The following is a 16,979-nucleotide window of genomic DNA, read 5'->3' as shown; positions in this document are numbered from 1 at the left end:
CAATGTCCTTCAAGTTCAAATCTGACAGATCCTCAATGACTTCAACCGTGCCGAAGTCGGCGACTGTTAAGAAGGTATGATTGTCTGTATGCTTGCCCTCGATTCTGATGCCGCCTTTGGAATCTACCGGAAGCTTTTGCGAAGTGATGGTTCTAAAGCTTGCGCCATTTCTCAAAAAGCCGATAGATCCCTTGTGATACCAAGACTTGTGAAGCTGATTCTTGTGCTTTCCGTGCTTGTCTTTGGTAACGTTCATCTTAAAATTGTAGCGGGCTTTGGCATTCATGCCTTTGTCCGCTTTCTCCAAGCGCTTGCGGTACTGCGTGAAGTTAGTGTAGACGGTCTTGAGAAACTCATCGGCTGAATGCGATGACAAAAACAGCACGGACTTACTCCAGCGATCTAAGTCGTACTTGTCCTTGATAAAAGCTGCTTTTATCTTGTTGAGGACGTATTGAATGGGCTTTTTGCTGGCCGGCATAGGCCTTCCGATATGTTTAACGCCATATGTCTTAAAGAGATACTTTAAAGCGTACTGAAACAAAGCATTCTGGGTTTCCAATGCCTTCTTATGTTGGATTTTTTGCTTGTCAGTCAGCAGCACGTGGTACTGTCTGGTAAAGCCATACTTTTCGTCATTAGACACAGATGCACGCCTTCTTTCTCTTATTTTGCGCTACAATCATAACATAAAGAAAGAATGTATGCACTATGATTATTCATGAAAGAGGTTGCGTTTATAACTTTAATTTTCATCTAGTTTTCGTAACCAAGTATCGGAAAGAAGTCTTTGACAGCCCGGAAAAGGTTGGAGAAATGAAGGAGCTGCTTCAAAAAAGAGCGGCTATGTCAGACATCGACATCCAGCAAATGGAAGTAATGCCCGATCACGTTCACCTGCTAATCTCGTTTTCGCCAAAGCAGAGACCTGTAGATGTGGTTAAGGGGCTGAAAGGCTGGACGGCACGGAAATGGTTTGAGCTGCACCCGGAAACTAAACAGATGCTTTGGGGTGGTCATCTCTGGTCCCCGAGCTATTTCATGAGCACTTTAGGCGACATGAGCAAAGAAGTCGTGAAAAACTATATCGCATCTCAGTACACTGCAGCCATGAAAAAACAGCAGAATGGCAAGTATGGCGAATTGGAAAGAAGGAGAAGAAATAGAAACTAAAAAAGCGCCCCTCTGGGGCGCTTTTTCGTGCTTGACTCATGTCTAAAGACACGAGTCAAGCACGCTTTTTAATCAAAAGCGCTTGATCGCGGCCCAGGCAATGCCGCCAGCGGCCAGGAGGCCGAGGAGCGGCAGGACCAGGGAAGAGACAAAAGCGAAGAGGAGGCCAATGCCCAGCAGGAACATCAAGACCTTAAAGAGGCCGACGCCCAGCTTGAAGCAGAGCCACAATACAAACAAGAGACATAACAGCTCCAGCATTTTCTCACCGTCCTTATCTTAAGAGGCAATCATAGCAGATTTTGCCAGCTTAGGCAAAGATTAAGCCGCAAGCAATTACGACAATCCCGAGGATGATCCGGTACCAGCCGAATGGCTTGAAGTCGTGGGTCTGCACGTACTTAAGCAGGAACTTGATTGACAGGTAGGCCACGATGAAGGAGACCACCAGGCCGACCAGCAGGATAGCCAGCTGGTTGCCGACGAAAACGTGCCCGGTCTTGAAGAACTTGACCAGCTTCAGCAGGGAAGCCCCAAACATGGTCGGGATGGCCAGGAAGAAGGAGAATTCCGTGGAAACGAAGCGGCTGCAGCCAATCAGCATGGCCCCTAAAATAGTAGCCCCAGAGCGGGAAGTCCCAGGAACCAGGGACAGCACCTGGAAGCAGCCGATCAGCAAGGCCGTCTGGTAGCTCAAGGAGTTCAGGTTGGTCAAGCTTGGCTCCTTCTTGGAGTAGTAGTTTTCCAAGATGATGAAGAGCACGCCGTAGATGATCAAGGTGGCTGAGATCACCTGCCAAGTAGTCGCGTGGGCTTCAAGCCAGTCGTTTAAGGGCAGGCCGATGATGACTGACGGCAGGACGGCCACGATGACCTTGAACCAGATCTGCCAGGTCTGGCCCTTTTCCCGGCTGCTCTTCTTTGGCGAGAAGGGGTTCAGCTTGTGGAAATAGATCACGATCACGCTGAGGATGGCTCCCAGCTGGATGACCACCATGAACATGTCGATGAAGGCCTTTGGCTGACTAAGCTTGACTACGTAGTCGGCCAGGTACAAGTGGCCCGTGGAGGAGATTGGCAGGAATTCCGTGATCCCTTCAACGATGCCGAGGATAATTGCTTTAAAGATATCTAACATAAAACTTCCTAACTATTCAGTAAACAAGACGTGGGTGCCTTCTGGCACTTGAATATTTTTGACCAATGGGGTCAGGCTGCCGTCAGCCGCGTTTCTGGCGTAGAGAGTCGCGTTGTTGGTGTTTTGGTTGGCCGCAACGACGTACGCTTCTTCTTCATCCCAGTTGAAGTCGCGGGGAAATTCGCCAAAAGTTGAAACTCTTTGGATCAGCTTCAGGGTGTGGTCGGCCTTGACTTCAAAGACGGCAATGGAGTCGTTGCCGCGGTTGGAGACATAGATGAAGCGGCCGTCCTTGGACATGCGGATGGCCGCGGCCCCGTTGTGCTTGTCCCAGTCAGCCGGGATCGTGGAGTAGGTGGCCACGTTCTGGAACATCCAGCTGGCTTCGTCAAACTTGACCACGTTGACCTGGCTTGAGAGTTCCCCGGTCACGTAGAAGTACTGGCCGCTTGGATCAAAGACCAGGTGGCGGGTGCCGAAGCCGTCCTCGTTCTGGTAGCTGGCCAGGTGGCTGAGCTTGCCGTCCTTAAAGGCGTAGAAGTCGACTCTGTCTTGGCCCAGGTCGCAGGAGACCAGGTGACCGCCTGGCGTCTCATCGAAGTAGTGAGGGTGGGCGGTATCCTGCTCAGGCTTTGGCCCCAGGGCCCGGTCTTCGTGCTTGACCTGGTCCAGCAGGGTCAGCTGGCCTTGTTCGTCATAGCTGATCACGGACAGCATGCCAGTGTGGTAGTTGGCCGTGTAGAGCAGCCGCTTGTCCTGGTTGATGCCGACGTAGGCCGGGGATGACCCGTCGTGGATCAGCTGGCTGACCAGCTTGCCGCGGCGGTAGGCGGCGATGCCGCCTTGGCCGTTTTCGTTCTTGATGGTGAAGATCAAGTCGCCGGCCTTTTGGAAGTAGGTTGGGCCGCCAACTTTAACTACGTTCCGGCCTTGTTCAAGGTGGGCTTCATTGCCAGCGCCGATGAAGTCAAACTGATAGATGCCTTCAGATTCGTGCTTGGTGTATCCACCAATTAAAATATGCATGTTAACCTCCTTAATCAATACACAAAAGTTCAACTTACATATTAATATGATAAGATGCAATTGTCGACAGTTCCTTAAGACGCGTTAAGAATTATTAAGCTTTTTTCTTGGCCATGCTTCTTAAGTTGTGCTGGCTAGTATGTTAGAATTTAATCAGGTGATAAAAATGAAATGGATTTCTACTATTAAAAAAATTGGGCCAAAAGCAATCAGCCCAGAAGACCGAGTTGTTATTTTGTTTGGCGAAAGCGCCAATGAAGAGTTAGCTGACGTTTCCGTCATTCAAGAATTTGACGCGGATACCCCAGCTGCCAGCATCGTATTGAAGAAGGGCGATACCATCACGATTGACGGCATTACCTACGATATCGAATACACTGGCTCCCTGGTCAACAGCAACCTGAAGAAGCTGCAGCACGCAAGCCTCTTCTTCACGACTGAAGTGCCAAAGAAGCCAATGTCCAACGCTATCTACGTCGACTGCCCAGCCGACCAGGAAATGCCAGTCTTCAGAGTGGATGACGAAATCGTTTACGAACACCTTTAGAAGAGTGGCAAGATGAAGAAGAAGAAGGACAACATCTTCACGCAGTGGGTGCTTGACAACCGCTTCAGCGTAGGCCTGATCAATATTTTTCTGTGTCTGGTCATCGTCCTGATCTTCAACAAGGTTTCCTTTGTCCTGAACCCAGTCAAGACCTTCATGTGGGCCATCCTGCCGCCAGTGATTTTAGCCTTGCTGCAGTACTACTTGATGAACCCGGTGGTGGACTGGCTTGAAAAGAAGTTCAAGGTGCCGCGGACGGTGACGATTCTACTGATTTTCGCCCTCGTCATCTGCTTCCTGGTTTGGATGATCAATACCCTGATTCCTTTGCTCCAGCACCAGATTCAGTCATTGATCGACAACTGGCCTTCAATTTGGAAGAATGCCTCTGAAGCCGTGCAAGGAGTCCTCAAGGACCCCAGAATGGGGACGGTGCGTGCTTCCATCGACAAGCAGCTGGCCAGCCTCCAGAAGAACATGAGCCAAATTGGCGACAAAGCGATCGGCAATGCCCTGAGCAGCCTGACCAGCGCCGTCAACGTCGCGGCAACGGTCTTCATGACCCTGTTCACGGCTCCCTTTATCCTGTTCTTCATGCTCAAGGACGGGCACGAATTGCGGCCTTACCTGGTCAAGTTCGCGCCTGAGCGCTGGGAAAAGGCAACCAGTGAGCTGCTGCATGAGGTCAACGCGGCTTTGTCCTCTTATGTCAGAGGGCAGATGAGCGTGGCCTTCTGCGTTGGCATCATGTTCTTCATCGGCTATTCCATTATCGGCCAGTCCTATGGTGCGGCTTTGGCGATCTTCGCGGGATGCATGAACCTGATCCCTTATTTTGGGACCACGATCGGCTTGATCCCGTCTTTGATCGTCGCGGCCGTAACCTCCTGGTCAATGGTCTTGAAGGTTTTGCTCGTCTTTGCCATTGAACAGGTGATCGAAACCCGGGTGATCAGCCCGATGATCGTGGGCAACCGGATGAAGATGCACCCAGTGACGACCATCATCGTCATGCTGGGGGCAGGATCCGTCTGGGGCCTGTGGGGCGTGGTTGCCGGAATTCCCCTGTATGCCGTTTTGAAGATTTTTGTCAGTCGCTTCTACAACTACTACCGCAAGGTTTCACACTTGTACAACGATGACGGGGAAGCGGCGGAAACGGAGGCCAAGGCTGACTTAGGCGAAGAGCAGAAAGGAAAATAATGACCAATCATATTGTTTTGTTTGAACCGGAAATTCCGGATAATACGGGCAACATTGCCCGGACCTGCGCGGGGACCAATACCGTCCTGGACTTGATTGAGCCTCTGGGCTTCCAGTTGGATGACAAGCACCTCAAGCGGGCCGTCCTGGACTACGGCGGCGAGGTCGAGCTTCACCGCCACGACGACTTGCGCGCTTTCCTGGCCAGCCTGCCGGAAAACGCGGAGATGTACCTGATCTCCAAGTTCTCCAGCAAGTCCTATACGGACGTGGACTACACTGACGAGAGCAAGGACTACTTCTTCGTCTTCGGACGGGAAACGACTGGCCTACCTGAGACCTTTATGCGACAATATGAGGAACGCAACCTGCGCATCCCTATGTCCGACAAGATCCGGGCCTTCAACCTGTCCAACTCCGCGGCGATCGTGATTTTTGAAGCCCTGCGCCAGCAAGGCTTTCCAAATATGGAAAAATCCCACCACTACGCCAACGACAAGCTGAAGGACGACTATAACCGGCCTGGCCGCTACCAGCGCAGCCTGGGGCATTAGGCCGGCTTCAGAAAGAAAATTAAAGAAATACATGAGGTAACAAAATGGATTTTAACAAGCAAACCCCAATCATTGTCCGCGCCTTTCACTATGACCTGCTGGACGAGCCAGAAGAAAAGAACGAAGTCAACGTAGCCATCCGCCAAGTGGTCGCAACTGCTGACGACGGCACTGAAGACGCGGGTGAAGCGGGCGGCTACTACGAAGTTGCCGTTGTTTACGACGTGACTCCAGATGAAGAAAACTCCATTGAAATCTCCGGCGTGAACACCCAAGTAGTCCAATTGCTGGGCTACCATGGCGACGGCCAGGACCTGGACCAGGAAACCTACCGCCTGCTCAGCCGGCCATTGGTTGAGTACATTGAAACCTTGACTTACGAAGTAACGCAAGTTGCTTTGGAAGAACCAATCAACCTGGACTTCCAACCTAATTTTTAAGCGCTAAGCAGGTGAGTACATGCCTAAAAGAAAAAGGCAGGCAAGAAAAAAGAAAGCATCAACTAAAAAAACAGAATCATTGAACTGGGTGGTTACCGGGATTTTACTGATCTTGGTAGCCATTTTGGCGTTTTTGCGCTTTGGCTGGCTGGGCAATCAGACGGCCAACCTCCTGCGCCTGCTGGTCGGCGACAGCTACCTGCTCTTGGCGGGGCTCATGGCGATGTTTGGCTTGGTCATGCTGGTCTACAGCAAGCCGCCCCGCTTTGGCTTCAAGCGCAGCAGCGGCTTGGTCATGGCCTATCTGGCCCTGCTCGTGCTCTTCAGCAGCCGCTTCTTTTTGGCCAGGGACGTCCACAGTGACTTCATGCTGGCCTTTAAGACGATCATGGGTGAGGAATTTGCCCGCGCCAACGTGACGGTCAAAGTCGGCGGCGGCTGGCTGGGCAGCCTCCTGTTCTCCTGGCTTTACCCGCTTTTGGGCGAGGCCGGCAGCAGCTGCCTGGCCGTCTTGGCCTTGGTCAGCGGAATCTTGATGTTCTTTGACGTCAAGTTCCGGACCATCCTGGGCCTTTTTCAAAAAATCAGCCGGACCTTTATTGCCCAGACCCGGGATGGGGCCGGGCAGATGAAGAGCCGCTATGACCAGGCTCGGGAAAAGCGCCAGGAGGCCCGCTTGCAGGCGGCTAAAGCCGCTCCTGAAGCAGAGTCGCCAAACCGGGCCAAGCTGCGCGACCCATTGGCTGGCCTTGGGCCGGTCAAAGACAAGATCAAGGACCAGGTCAAGGCCAAGCAGCCGGTTCCTGAAGAAGCGCCATCGCTGCCGACGATTCAAGTGGCCGAGCAGCACGCTGATCCCGATGACCTGCAGGTCAACCATTCCCTTGAGGCTGACGATTTGCCAAAGCCGCGCTCACGTGCTGAAGAAGATCAGAAGATGATCTTGGCCGACAGCCAGGTTGACCACGGCCTGGACCAAGAAGTGGAGCCAGTTGGGAGCGACCATTATGAATTGCCGCCGATCTCGCTGCTCAACCCGGTCAAGGCGAGCGATCAAAGCCAGGACAAGGACCTGATTGCCAGAAACACGGCGATTTTGGAAAAGACCTTCAACAGCTTCGGCGTCAAGGTCAATGTCAAAAAGGCGATTCTGGGGCCGACGATCACCCGTTATGAGGTGCAGCCGGCCGTTGGGGTCAAGGTATCCAAGATCGTCAACCTAGCCGATGACCTGGCCTTGGCCCTGGCTGCCAAAGACATCCGGATTGAAGCTCCGATCCCAGGCAAGCCGTACATTGGGATTGAAGTGCCCAACCAGAAGAGCACGGTCGTGGCCTTTAAAGAGGTCATGGAGCACCAGGATTCCAAGTCCCGCGAAGACCCCATGTGCGTGCCTTTGGGCAAGGACGTTACCGGCCAGATCATCAGCGCCAACCTGGCCAAGATGCCCCACCTGCTGGTGGCCGGGTCAACCGGCTCCGGCAAGTCCGTGGCCATCAACACCATTTTGACCAGCATCTTGATGAAGGCGCGGCCTGAAAAGGTCAAGCTGGTTCTGATCGACCCCAAGATGGTCGAACTGTCAGTCTACGCTGGCATTCCCCACTTGCTGATTCCCGTCGTGACCGATTCCAGATTAGCCGCCAAGGCCTTGAAGAAGGTCGTTGACGAGATGGAGCGGCGCTACAAGATTTTTGCCGCGGGCAGCGTCCGCAACATGGACGAGTACAATGCCAAAGCCGAAGCCAACAACGCGGACAAGTCCAAGCCAGTCATGCCGGTGATGCCATACATCCTGGTCGTGGTCGACGAATTGAGCGACTTGATGATGGTCGGGGGCCACGAAGTCGAAGGCTCAATCGTCCGCTTGGGGCAGATGGCCCGGGCAGCCGGCATTCACATGATCCTGGCGACCCAAAGACCCAGCGTTGACGTCATTACTGGCCTGATCAAGGCCAACGTGCCATCCAGAATTTCTTTTGCCGTTTCCAGCGGGGTCGACTCCCGGACCATTTTGGACCAAGTCGGTGCCGAAAAGTTGCTGGGCCGCGGGGACATGCTCTACATGCCGATTGGGGCTTCCAAGCCGGAAAGAATCCAAGGGGCCTACATCACGGTCGACGAGGTCGAGAACGTGGTTGACTGGGTCAAGAAGCAAAAGGAAGCGGACTACGATGAAGAGATGATTCCGCAGGCCGGAGACGAGGAGGAAGACAGCAAGAGCGAGGAGCCAGACGATGAGTACTACCAGCAGGCCGTCGACCTGGTCCGCCGCCAGCGCCAGGCTTCCGTCTCCATGCTCCAGCGCCGCTTTAGAATTGGCTACAACCGAGCCGCCCGGCTCATTGATGAAATGGAAGACCATGGCGTGGTCGGACCTTCAGAAGGGTCTAAGCCGCGCAAGGTCCTCCTGCCAGCTGAAGGACAAGATGAATAATGAACAATGCCTTGAATATTGCAATTGAAAAAAACGAAAAATTCACGACAGCCAATCTTGGCTGTTTTTTGCGCTTACCGCTGACCCGCCACAACATGGCCTTTGCCTCCTTGCTGTGCCGGATGCAGATGGACGCCTCAAACGCCTACCCGTCAGTGGGCCAGCAGCTCCTGCGCCTGGAAGAACTGTATTCCATGCGCTTTGAGGCTACGGTCCAGCTGTATGGGAAGGACCTGATCCTGTCCTACTTGGCCGATTTTGTCGAACCCCAGCAGATCCTGGACCCTGACTACACCTATGAGACCGTCATGGAGACTTTTGCCCAGCTGGTCACGGGGCCGCTGCTCAGCAAGGAAGTCCTGGAATTGGCCCAAAGACAGCTGGCCGATGACTACCAGACCCTGATGGCTGAGCCAAGCAACTATGCCCTGGCGGCCTTCTTTGACAACTGGTACGCCAGCCAGCCCGACTATGCCAGCTCCTTCATGGGGCCGATTGACCTGATTGAAGACGCGACGGTGCAAGAGATGAACCGTTTCGTGGCCAGCCTGCCGGCCATGCCGGTCGTCTTTTTGGGCAATGCCTATGACAAGGGACAAGTCGAGCGTCTGGCCAAAAAGTACTTCAACTACAAGGGGCTGACCCGCGAATTCGCGGATAATGCCTTAAAAATCAAGGCGCCAAAGCTTGACCTTGAAAAAGCAGAAGTTCAGGGCAACCAGCAGGCCCAGCTCTTTTTGGGCTATGCCTATAGCGGGGCGGGCAATTTGCCAGACCAGATCACTGGCCTGGTCCTGCGCCACTATTTAACCGGCGAGCAGTCTTCCCGCCTGTTTACCAAGGTCCGCGAGGAGAATGGGGCGGCTTACGCGGTTGAGTCCAGCTGGTTTGTCGATAATTCCCTCTTTTTGATCAACGCGGGTTTGGATCCGGAAAAAGTGGACCGGGCCAAGCAGATCATTGTTGAGGAAATGAAGAAGGTTGCCGCCGGCCGGATCGATCCTGGCCTGCTCAAGCAAAGCAAGCAGGCGCTGGTCAACCAGACCCTGTTAGGCCAGGACCAGGAAAGCTGGCTGCTCTCCAAGCAGCTGCGCGGGGAGCTGAAGCCAGAGTACGCGGATTTTGACCAGATCAAGGCAGCCAAGGCCGTGACGGTCAACAAGCTGCGCGAGTTTGCCCAAAAGCTGATTTTGAATGAAAGCTATGTATTAAGATGATAAAACCGACGATTATTAAGAAAAACTACCCGTCCGGCTTCAAGGCTGAGATCATCCTCCGCCCCGGCTTCAACCGCCGCTTCATGGGGATCATCGTCGACTTTGGCTCAAGCGACGACCAGCCCGTGCCCGGCTTGGCCCACTTTTTGGAGCATAAGCTGTTCGCGCAGGAGTCAGGCGACCTGTCCCTGGAATTTGAGAAGCTGGGCAGCGATGTCAATGCCTTTACCTCTTTCAACGAGACCATGTATTACGCCAGCGGGGTAAAGAACGTGGCGCCGACGATCGACCTGCTGTTTGATTTGGTCGGCAAGCCCTACTTTACCGATGAAAACGTTAAGAAGGAAATTCCGATCATACAGCAGGAGCTGGCCATGTACCAGGATGAGCCGGACTGGCCCCTGGGGGATGTATTGATGCGGAGCGTTTATGGCGACAGCAACCTGGCCATTGACGTAGCCGGGACTAAGGAGTCCATAGCCAGCGTCGACAAGAAAAAGCTGCAAAAAGCCTATGATGACAACTACCTGGCTGGCCGGATGTCCTTCGTGGCCTGCGGCGATTTCTCAGACAACCAGGTCAAGACCATCTTCCGCCAGGTCGGTCATTTGCAAGAAACGCTCATCAAGCCAGGGAGAGGCCCGCAGGCGGGCAAAAAGGTCAGGAACAAGCGCCAGCCGAAGGAGCCCCTGGTTCTTTCCGGGGGGAGCGTGCCATTGTTTGCCGTCTGCCTCAACTTGAAAAACTTTAAGAAAGTGTTAGACAGTCAGGACCTGGCCCAAATTCTCCTGGAAATCATGTTAGAATCAAAATTGGGTTCAGCCAGTGCCTGGTATGCTAAAATGCGCCGTGGCCAGCTGCTCAACCAGCCGCTCCAGATCAACGTCACCTATACCCGCCAGGGCAACTATGCCGTGATCATGGGGATGAGCCCAGATGCCCGGAAGGTAATTTCCGCCATCAAAGAAGAACTGGCCCCCAAGGCCCTGTTTGCTGCCAGCAAATTGCCTGCCATGCGGGAGTTCTTCAACCTGCAAAAGCGGGTCTGGCTGGCCCAGACCGTCCGCAGCCTGAACAATATCGCGGGCTTGGCAGTGGAATTGGCCGAAGAGAGCCTTGACGATGAGGATCTTTTTGAAAACGTGGCCAAGATGCAGGCTTTGAATTTTGATGAATACTGCAATTTCTGTGCCAGTCTGCTGGACAAGGCGGGCTTTTACTCAGCCTTGATCGAAGTGGATGACGCGGACGAGGAAAAAGACGAAAACGACGAGGAAGAGGACTGATAAACGCAATGAAACGCGCGATCATCTTTGGGGCGACCGGCGGGATCGGCCAGGCAATTGCCAAGCGCTTGGCCAAGTCCGGCTGGTCCCTTTATCTGCATTGCAATTCCAACTGGAACGAGGCGGAGAATCTGGCCACCAGTTTAATGGACCAATATCCCAGCCAGGATTTTCTGCCAATTAAGCTGAACTTCTTGGCTGAAGACGAGGAGCTGCTGGCTTTTGTCAAGGGCTTGCTGCCGGTCAACGCGGTCGTATTTGCCCAAGGGATTACCAACTATGACTTTTTGGGCCGGCAGAGTTCAGAAATCATTGACCGGATCATCAAGGTCAACCTGGAAAACCCGATCAAGCTGACCAAGATGCTGGAAGACCAGCTGCTCAAGCACGATCACAGCCGGATCGTCTACTTGGGGTCGGTCTATGGCGGCCAGGGGTCAGCCATGGAGGCGGTCTACAGCGCCACTAAGGGCGGGATTTCCCGCTTTGCCCAAGCTTATGCCCGGGAAGTGGCCTCAAGCCGCTTCACGGTCAACGTGGTCGCGCCTGGGGCCGTCAATACGGCCATGAATGCCATGTTTTCCGCGGAAGCCCTGGATGAGCTGGCTGAGGAGATTCCAGCGGGCCATTTGGCCAAGCCAAAGGAAATTGCCTACTGGGTCGACTGCCTGTTGAATCCTGAAAGCGATTACTTGACAGGGCAAACCATCTATGTTACCGGGGGATGGCTAGAATAATCAAGTTATTGTGCTATAATTGGTAATCAGATTTTAAGTTTTTGAAGAGGTTAACAATGTCAGGCATCGGAGAGAAGTTACGCAAAGCAAGAGAGGCCAAGGGCCTTTCCATTTCAGATATCGAAAAGACGACCAAGATTCAAAGCCGCTACTTGGAAGCGATCGAAAACAATGAATTCGACAAGCTCCCAGGCGACTTTTACGTACGGGCCTTCATCCGCCAGTACGCCCAGATCGTTGGTCTTGACGGCAAGGAGCTGCTGAATGAGTATTCTGAAGCGCCAGTCAATGAAGTTTCAAACGAAGACTACGCTGAGGCAGAGCAGCCAGCTGAAGAGGAAGAAGCAGAGCCGGAAAAACCGGAAGAACCTGAGCCAAAGGCCGAGCCAGAGCCAAGATACGAAGCACCGGCCCGTCCAGCTGCCCCGCAGGCACCAAGAAAGCCAGCAGAAAACCGCGGAAGCGACAATGCCAAGTGGCGCCGGCTCGTGCCGCGCTTGGCTATCGGCTGCGGGATCGCTTTGCTGGTCTTGGTAGCCGCCATTGCTTTTGCCAACTCCCGCAAGGGGCAAAATACTGCCGGTGAGGGTGCTTCAGGCTCAAGCGTGACGATTTCTTCCAAGAAGAAGTCCTCAAAGAAGAGCAGCTCAGCCTCATCATCAAGCAAGAAGAAGACCAGCGCGGTCAAAGTGGCCAAGCTTGGCGGCAATGCTTACCGCGTCACTGGCCTGAAGAGCTCAGCGCCATTGGTTGTCCGTTCAAGCAGCCAAAGCATCTACTACTACGTTTCAGTCAACAACGCGATCACCAACCAAGGCACCCTGCAGTCTGGTGAAAAGCACACTGAAAGCGTGAAGAACAACTCAATCGTGATCGTCTACCTGGGCACGGACACTGGCGTCAGCGTAACGGTTGCCGGCAAGAAGATTCCGTTCACGCCAGTCAACGGCACTAGCCGCCTGACGATCTACTTGGGCAAGGAAAGCTCAAGCAGCCAGTCCAGCTCAACGACGCACCAAAGCAGCACGAGCACGCAGAGCAGCTACAGCTCAGCAAGCAGGTCACAAGCTTCAAGCTCATCATCACGTGCTAGCTCAGCACCAAGCAGCCAAAGCCATGCAAGCTCAGCTTCATCCGCGTCATCATCAAGCAGCCAGCAGTCCAGCTCCAGCAGCCAGCGGGACACTTCAAGCTCATCTCAAAGAGTCAACGCTGCTAAGAGCAGTGCTCCAGCAGTCAGCTCATCCAGTTCAGTTGCTTCCAGCAACAAGTAAGTCAAACTGAATATCGAAACAAGAACAAGCAATATTAGTGAGGGTTAATAAGAAATGAATTTACCAAACAAACTGACCGTTTTCCGGATCTTCCTGATCCCTGTCTTTATGCTGCTGATTATCTGCGGCTGGCCAGCAGGCTCATTCACGCTTGCCGGCACGACCATCTACTGGAGCAGAGTAGTGGCCATGATCGTTTTTGCCGTAGCTTCAGCAACTGACTGGTTTGACGGCCACATTGCTCGTTCACGCAACATGGTTACCAACTTTGGGAAGTTTGCCGACCCATTGGCGGACAAGATGCTGACCATGACCGCCTTCATCTTCTTGGTATCCTTGAACCTGGCTCCAGCTTGGATCGTAGCTATCATCGTCTGCCGTGAGCTGGCCGTAACTGGCTTGCGGTTGATCGTCGTTGAAAACGACGGGGAAGTTATCGCGGCCAAGATGCCAGGCAAGATCAAGACGACTTGCCAGATGCTGTCTATCATCTTCCTGCTTTTTGGCGACATCTTCCACATTGGGACGGTTCTGCTGTGGCTTGCCCTGATCTTCACCATCTACTCAGGGATTGACTACTTCCGTGGCTCATGGAGCGTCTTCAAAGGCTCAATGTAATTATGATTAGAAGTTGCCCTTAAACGGGTAGCGCTTTAAAACACCCATCGTTAGATGAGTGTTTTTTGTTTGGTTTTGAAAAAGCTTTACGCAGCCTTGGGGGCACAGTAGGGTACTTTTCGGGACTTGATTTTGGCAAAACCGCGTCCCCCGTTCCCCGCAACCAACGCCGCTTATCCAAGGCAGCTCTTTTTTGGCAGATTCGCTGTTTTTTCGGTAAAAAGGGGCTGTTTTCGTGTAATAGTAGGTGGAGGGAAATTATTTTGAACTGCTGTTCGCTTTTTTCTTGCATTTACGCATGGGTTCAAAGTATAATACATTTAGTGAAAATCTCCAGGAGGTTACAATTTGGCTAAAGATGAAAAGCAAGCCGCTCTTGAAGCTGCTTTAAAGAAAATTGAAAAGAACTTTGGTAAGGGTGCCGTAATGCGGATGGGCGAAAAGGTTGATACCCAGATCTCAACCGTTCCATCAGGCTCATTGGCACTGGACGCGGCCCTTGGCGTGGGTGGCTATCCCCGGGGCAGAATCGTGGAAGTCTACGGGCCGGAATCATCCGGTAAGACCACGGTTGCCCTGCACGCCGTGGCTGAAGTGCAGAAGCGCGGCGGCACGGCTGCCTATATCGATGCCGAAAACGCCATGGACCCAGCTTACGCTGAAGCCTTGGGCGTTGACATCGACCAATTGATTCTGTCGCAACCAAACACTGGTGAAGAAGGGCTGCAGATCGCTGACACCCTGATTTCCAGTGGGGCCATTGACATTGTGGTCGTTGACTCTGTTGCGGCCCTTGTCCCACGGGCGGAAATTGAAGGCGAAATGGGCGACTCCCACGTTGGCCTGCAAGCCCGGCTGATGAGCCAGGCCCTGCGCAAGCTGTCTGGGACTATCGCCAAGACCAAGACCATCGCCATCTTCATCAACCAGATCCGTGAAAAGGTTGGCGTCATGTTCGGCAACCCGGAAACTACTCCAGGCGGCCGCGCCCTGAAGTTCTACTCAACCATCCGGCTGGAAGTCCGCCGGGCTGAGCAGATTAAGCAAGGGGCCAACGTGATCGGCAACCGGGTCAAGATCAAGGTCGTAAAGAACAAGGTCGCTCCGCCATTCAAGGTGGCCGAAGTCGACATCATGTACGGGCAGGGAATCTCCCAGTCCGGTGAGCTGCTGGATATGGCGGCTGATCAGGACATCGTGGACAAAGCCGGCTCATGGTACTCCTACAAGGGCGAAAAGATCGGCCAAGGCCGGGAGAACGCCAAGAAGTACCTGGAAGAGCACCCAGACATCTATGAAGACATCCAAGGGCAAGTCCGCAAGGCTTACGGCATTGATGCTGAATCAATCGCTGACCGCGAAAACCCAGAGAAGATCAAGGAAAAGCGGGAAAAGGAAGCCGACGGCAAGGCCAAGGCAGCTGACAGCAAGCAGGAGAAGGATCCTGAGCCAGTTGCTAAGGACGACAAGGCCCAAGGCTAATAAGAAGGCCAGAGCTCATCGGCAGCTCAATCTTAAGGATAAGGACCAGCCAACCGGCTGGCCCTTATCCTTTTTTGATGCCGGTCGCCAGTTAATGTAGATTGACTAGACCCCAGATATAAATTATGATTAACTATGTGCGAATAATTCTAGAAATAAGGGCGACGAAACTATGACGAATACAACTTTGATTCTCGCAGGAGTCGCTGTAATTTTTCTTATTTCGATTGTCGTGGGATTCTTGATCGGCTACGGGGTGCGCAAGCACCTCTGGGAAAGCAAGGCGGCCAACGCCCAGCATGACGCCGACCATATTTTGGCTGACGCCAGGGCGGAAGTTGAAACCGCCAAGGCTGAGGTCTTGGCCCAGAAGCAGGCAGCTGAAGCCGTCAAGCGGGATGCTGAAACTGACAAGAAGGCCAAGATCCTGGAAGCCCAGGAAGAGATCAGGGATTACCGGCAGAAAGTTGAAGACGAGCTCAATGTCCGCCGCGATGAAGCGGCCCGCAAGGAGAACCGTCTCCAGCAGAAAGAAGATACCCTCGATCACCGGAGCAGCATGCTCGATGACCGGGAAAATCAACTCACACAAAAGAAGAACCAAATCAAGCAGCAAGAGGAGCGGGTCTCCCAGAAGCTGGCTGAGGCGGATGAACTGGTGGCCCAGCGTCAGGCCAAGCTGCTGGAAGTAGCGCGCTTGGACGAGGATGAGGCCAAGAAGCTGGTCCTGGCCAACGTTTCTGACCACTTGGTCAAGGAAAAGGTCGACATGATCCGGGCCAATCAAGAAGAGATTGATGCCAAGGCGGATCGCTATGCCCACCAGGTCATTATCGATGCCATCCAAAGCAGCGCGGCGGACACGGTCGCTGAAACCACGGTTTCCGTGGTGGATCTGCCAAACGATGACATGAAGGGCCGGATTATCGGCCGCGAAGGGCGGAACATCCGCTCCTTTGAGGCCATGACCGGGGTCGACTTGATCATTGACGATACGCCAAAGACGGTCACCCTGTCCGGCTTTGACTCTATCCGCCGGGAAGTAGCCAAGCGGGCTTTGCAGAAGCTGATCAAGGATGGCCGCATCCATCCGGCCCGCATCGAAGAGATGGTTGACAAGGCCCGCAAGGAAGTCAATGACGACATTTACGAGGCTGGTGAAAGTGCCCTGATGGAACTGGGCATCCACCGGATGAACCCAGAACTGGTTAAGACCCTGGGTCGCCTTAAGTACCGGACTTCCTATGGCCAGAACGTCTTGGCCCACTCAATCGAAGTCGGCAAGCTGGCCGGCACGATGGCCGCTGAGCTTGGTTTGGATGAAAAATTAGCGGTTCGCGCGGGATTATTACACGATATTGGCAAGGCGATTGACCACGATATTGAAGGTTCCCACGTTGAAATTGGTGTTGAACTGGCACGCAAGTACCATGAACCTGACTTGGTAGTCAATGCGATCGCGGCTCACCACGGCGATGTGCCAAAGCTGTCATTTATCGCGGAACTGGTTGTTGCGGCTGATACGATTTCATCAGCCCGCCCAGGCGCAAGAAGCGAGAGCTTGGAGAACTACATCCGCCGCTTGACTGAACTGGAAGACATTGCTGGCAGCTATGACGGCGTCAAGCAGGCTTATGCCATCCAGGCCGGACGCGAAGTCCGCGTGATGGTTGAGCCGGGCAAGATCTCTGATGAGCAGACGACCGTTCTGGCCCACGAAATTCGTGACCGGATCGAGAAGGAACTCGATTACCCAGGCAATATCAAGATTACAGTAATACGTGAGAAACGGGCAGTTGCCGTTGCAAAATAAAACTAAAGGGGTCCAGTTGACTGGATCCCTTTTT

16 protein-coding genes and 1 pseudogene are annotated in these 16,979 nt (G+C 53.4%); 13 read left to right on the top strand and 4 right to left on the bottom strand.

What is annotated here, in order from left to right; genetic code table 11:
• Positions 1–646: pseudogene (locus FYJ62_RS03085) on the bottom strand (RNA-guided endonuclease TnpB family protein); the annotation flags it as partial.
• A 65-nt stretch (positions 647–711) separates the two neighbouring features.
• Between FYJ62_RS03085 and tnpA the strand changes: the two are divergent.
• Positions 712–1,173 carry an IS200/IS605 family transposase gene (gene tnpA, locus FYJ62_RS03080; RefSeq protein ID WP_154547632.1) on the top strand — a complete coding sequence of 154 codons (462 nt, stop codon included), beginning with the start codon at positions 712–714 and terminating at the stop codon, positions 1,171–1,173.
• Between the two features lie 72 nt (positions 1,174–1,245).
• Here tnpA and FYJ62_RS03075 read toward each other — a convergent pair whose 3' ends face one another.
• The 3 genes from FYJ62_RS03075 to FYJ62_RS03065 are packed head-to-tail and all read right to left on the bottom strand — an operon-like array spanning position 1,246 to position 3,337.
• On the bottom strand, positions 1,246–1,434 hold the full coding sequence (locus tag FYJ62_RS03075; protein ID WP_154547630.1) for a hypothetical protein: 189 nt from the start codon (positions 1,432–1,434) through the stop codon (positions 1,246–1,248).
• A 49-nt stretch (positions 1,435–1,483) separates the two neighbouring features.
• Positions 1,484–2,311, bottom strand: a complete 828-nt coding sequence (locus FYJ62_RS03070) for an undecaprenyl-diphosphate phosphatase (protein WP_154547628.1) — start codon at positions 2,309–2,311, stop codon at positions 1,484–1,486.
• A 12-nt stretch (positions 2,312–2,323) separates the two neighbouring features.
• On the bottom strand, positions 2,324–3,337 hold the full coding sequence (locus FYJ62_RS03065) for a lactonase family protein (protein WP_154547626.1): 1,014 nt from the start codon (positions 3,335–3,337) through the stop codon (positions 2,324–2,326).
• A gap of 166 nt (positions 3,338–3,503) precedes the next feature.
• Between FYJ62_RS03065 and FYJ62_RS03060 the strand changes: the two genes are divergently transcribed.
• The 12 genes from FYJ62_RS03060 to rny all read left to right on the top strand — a co-directional run bounded on the left by FYJ62_RS03060 (position 3,504) and on the right by rny (position 16,945).
• Positions 3,504–3,884, top strand: coding sequence for a PTS glucitol/sorbitol transporter subunit IIA (locus FYJ62_RS03060; protein ID WP_154547624.1), 381 nt, complete (start codon positions 3,504–3,506; stop codon positions 3,882–3,884).
• A 12-nt stretch (positions 3,885–3,896) separates the two neighbouring features.
• Positions 3,897–5,087, top strand: coding sequence for an AI-2E family transporter (locus FYJ62_RS03055; protein WP_154547622.1), 1,191 nt, complete (start codon positions 3,897–3,899; stop codon positions 5,085–5,087).
• Positions 5,087–5,641, top strand: a complete 555-nt coding sequence (locus FYJ62_RS03050) for a tRNA (cytidine(34)-2'-O)-methyltransferase (protein ID WP_154547620.1) — start codon at positions 5,087–5,089, stop codon at positions 5,639–5,641. The genes FYJ62_RS03055 and FYJ62_RS03050 overlap by 1 nt, the downstream gene beginning before the upstream one ends.
• A gap of 44 nt (positions 5,642–5,685) precedes the next feature.
• Positions 5,686–6,081: a DUF1149 family protein gene (locus tag FYJ62_RS03045; RefSeq protein WP_154547618.1), complete on the top strand. Its 396-nt coding sequence runs from the start codon at positions 5,686–5,688 to the stop codon at positions 6,079–6,081.
• Between the two features lie 19 nt (positions 6,082–6,100).
• Positions 6,101–8,518 (top strand): FtsK/SpoIIIE family DNA translocase, encoded by a 2,418-nt coding sequence (locus FYJ62_RS03040; RefSeq protein ID WP_154547616.1) that lies wholly within the window; start codon positions 6,101–6,103, stop codon positions 8,516–8,518.
• The gene (locus tag FYJ62_RS03035) at positions 8,518–9,735 is read left to right on the top strand and encodes a M16 family metallopeptidase (RefSeq protein WP_154547614.1); all 1,218 of its coding nucleotides are present in this window, start codon (positions 8,518–8,520) and stop codon (positions 9,733–9,735) included. The genes FYJ62_RS03040 and FYJ62_RS03035 overlap by 1 nt, the downstream gene beginning before the upstream one ends.
• Positions 9,732–11,021: a M16 family metallopeptidase gene (locus FYJ62_RS03030; RefSeq protein WP_154547612.1), complete on the top strand. Its 1,290-nt coding sequence runs from the start codon at positions 9,732–9,734 to the stop codon at positions 11,019–11,021. Before FYJ62_RS03035 ends, FYJ62_RS03030 begins: the two co-directional genes overlap by 4 nt.
• An 8-nt stretch (positions 11,022–11,029) precedes the next feature.
• Positions 11,030–11,758 carry an elongation factor P 5-aminopentanone reductase gene (gene ymfI, locus FYJ62_RS03025; RefSeq protein ID WP_154547610.1) on the top strand — a complete coding sequence of 243 codons (729 nt, stop codon included), beginning with the start codon at positions 11,030–11,032 and terminating at the stop codon, positions 11,756–11,758.
• A gap of 56 nt (positions 11,759–11,814) precedes the next feature.
• Complete coding sequence (locus FYJ62_RS03020; protein WP_154547608.1) at positions 11,815–13,032, top strand: helix-turn-helix domain-containing protein; 1,218 nt, start codon at positions 11,815–11,817, stop codon at positions 13,030–13,032.
• A gap of 54 nt (positions 13,033–13,086) precedes the next feature.
• On the top strand, positions 13,087–13,650 hold the full coding sequence (pgsA, locus tag FYJ62_RS03015) for a CDP-diacylglycerol--glycerol-3-phosphate 3-phosphatidyltransferase (protein WP_154547606.1): 564 nt from the start codon (positions 13,087–13,089) through the stop codon (positions 13,648–13,650).
• 348 nt (positions 13,651–13,998) lie between these two features.
• Entirely contained in the window at positions 13,999–15,132 is a 1,134-nt protein-coding gene (gene recA, locus FYJ62_RS03010) for a recombinase RecA (protein WP_154547604.1), read from the top strand.
• 172 nt (positions 15,133–15,304) lie between these two features.
• Complete coding sequence (gene rny / locus FYJ62_RS03005) at positions 15,305–16,945, top strand: ribonuclease Y (RefSeq protein WP_154547602.1); 1,641 nt, start codon at positions 15,305–15,307, stop codon at positions 16,943–16,945.
• The last annotated feature ends 34 nt before the right edge of the window (positions 16,946–16,979 follow it).

This window comes from Lactobacillus porci (assembly GCF_009695985.1).
Taxonomy (GTDB): domain Bacteria; phylum Bacillota; class Bacilli; order Lactobacillales; family Lactobacillaceae; genus Lactobacillus; species Lactobacillus absianus.
This window is presented reverse-complemented; position numbering and strand designations above follow the sequence as displayed.

Excerpts from the sequence above, each read along its gene's own strand:
- FYJ62_RS03030 (WP_154547612.1), top strand. The coding sequence starts at position 9,732 with ATGATAAAACCGACGATTATTAAGAAAAACTACCCGTCCGGCTTCAAG.
- tnpA (WP_154547632.1), top strand. The coding sequence starts at position 712 with ATGATTATTCATGAAAGAGGTTGCGTTTATAACTTTAATTTTCATCTA.
- FYJ62_RS03075 (WP_154547630.1), bottom strand. The coding sequence starts at position 1,434 with ATGCTGGAGCTGTTATGTCTCTTGTTTGTATTGTGGCTCTGCTTCAAG.
- FYJ62_RS03035 (WP_154547614.1), top strand. The coding sequence starts at position 8,518 with ATGAACAATGCCTTGAATATTGCAATTGAAAAAAACGAAAAATTCACG.
- FYJ62_RS03050 (WP_154547620.1), top strand. The coding sequence starts at position 5,087 with ATGACCAATCATATTGTTTTGTTTGAACCGGAAATTCCGGATAATACG.
- pgsA (WP_154547606.1), top strand. The coding sequence starts at position 13,087 with ATGAATTTACCAAACAAACTGACCGTTTTCCGGATCTTCCTGATCCCT.
- FYJ62_RS03045 (WP_154547618.1), top strand. The coding sequence starts at position 5,686 with ATGGATTTTAACAAGCAAACCCCAATCATTGTCCGCGCCTTTCACTAT.
- FYJ62_RS03070 (WP_154547628.1), bottom strand. The coding sequence starts at position 2,311 with ATGTTAGATATCTTTAAAGCAATTATCCTCGGCATCGTTGAAGGGATC.
- FYJ62_RS03055 (WP_154547622.1), top strand. The coding sequence starts at position 3,897 with ATGAAGAAGAAGAAGGACAACATCTTCACGCAGTGGGTGCTTGACAAC.
- FYJ62_RS03065 (WP_154547626.1), bottom strand. The coding sequence starts at position 3,337 with ATGCATATTTTAATTGGTGGATACACCAAGCACGAATCTGAAGGCATC.
- rny (WP_154547602.1), top strand. The coding sequence starts at position 15,305 with ATGACGAATACAACTTTGATTCTCGCAGGAGTCGCTGTAATTTTTCTT.
- FYJ62_RS03020 (WP_154547608.1), top strand. The coding sequence starts at position 11,815 with ATGTCAGGCATCGGAGAGAAGTTACGCAAAGCAAGAGAGGCCAAGGGC.
- FYJ62_RS03040 (WP_154547616.1), top strand. The coding sequence starts at position 6,101 with ATGCCTAAAAGAAAAAGGCAGGCAAGAAAAAAGAAAGCATCAACTAAA.
- FYJ62_RS03060 (WP_154547624.1), top strand. The coding sequence starts at position 3,504 with ATGAAATGGATTTCTACTATTAAAAAAATTGGGCCAAAAGCAATCAGC.
- ymfI (WP_154547610.1), top strand. The coding sequence starts at position 11,030 with ATGAAACGCGCGATCATCTTTGGGGCGACCGGCGGGATCGGCCAGGCA.